Source organism: Streptomyces sp. AC627_RSS907 (assembly GCF_019049165.1).
This window is the reverse complement of the sequence record NZ_JAGMUE010001061.1, coordinates 1-706: the sequence shown is the minus strand read 5'-3', so window position 1 is coordinate 706 and position 706 is coordinate 1. Positions and strand designations below refer to the sequence as shown.

At 75.5% G+C, this 706-nt stretch carries 1 pseudogene; it reads right to left on the bottom strand.

The features are described from left to right. Positions 1–502 precede the first annotated feature (502 nt). A pseudogene (locus KUM32_RS40255) lies at positions 503–706 on the bottom strand (hypothetical protein); the annotation flags it as partial.

Genomic DNA, 706 nt, shown 5'->3' with positions numbered 1-706 from the left:
CAGCTCGGCCGCGCTCAGCACGGCCTTCGCGTGTGGTGCCGTTTGTCCCGTCACCCGATCGACCAACAGGTACTCCTCTTCCACGCCAACGGTTGCCATCGGCAGCTCTCTCCGTTCGCACCGCGCACCCCCACCTGAGCAGATGGGGCCATGCGCACCAGCCGGACGCCTCGTGGTTGGCCCGGCACCGCCCGCCCGCGAGCCCTCTCCCCGGACTGTCACCCGATCCCGCCGGGGCCCCGCTCGGCTTTGCTCGGTTGTGCTTCGGTCGTGCCCGGTCCTGCTCGGTCGCAAATCTAGGTGGCCCGCGATAGTCCGGGTACGGTGCCGTGCTTGACCGACGGGGCCCCGTGGACCGCCCCGCGGGTCCGTGCGGTACGGGGGTGCCTGGGCCACCGGCTCGCCGCTTCGGGTCGCCGCGCCGCCCCTTCCGCCGCCGTACGACACGGGCGCTGCCGCGCTGCCGCGCGACGCCGCGACCCGGTCACCGGCCGCCGGCGAACTACCGCCAGGGCCGGCGCCCGGTGATGGCCTGCCACCGGTCACGTTGCTCGTCCAGCGCGTCCGTGGCCCGCCCGACGTCCGGGTCCACGCGCTCGGCCGCCTGCACCCGCTCCACGTGCGTCCGCGCGGCATCGACGTCCTCCGTCGCCGCGCGGGCCGCCGCCAACTCGGCCTCGGCCGCAGCGATGTGCCGCTCCCGCGC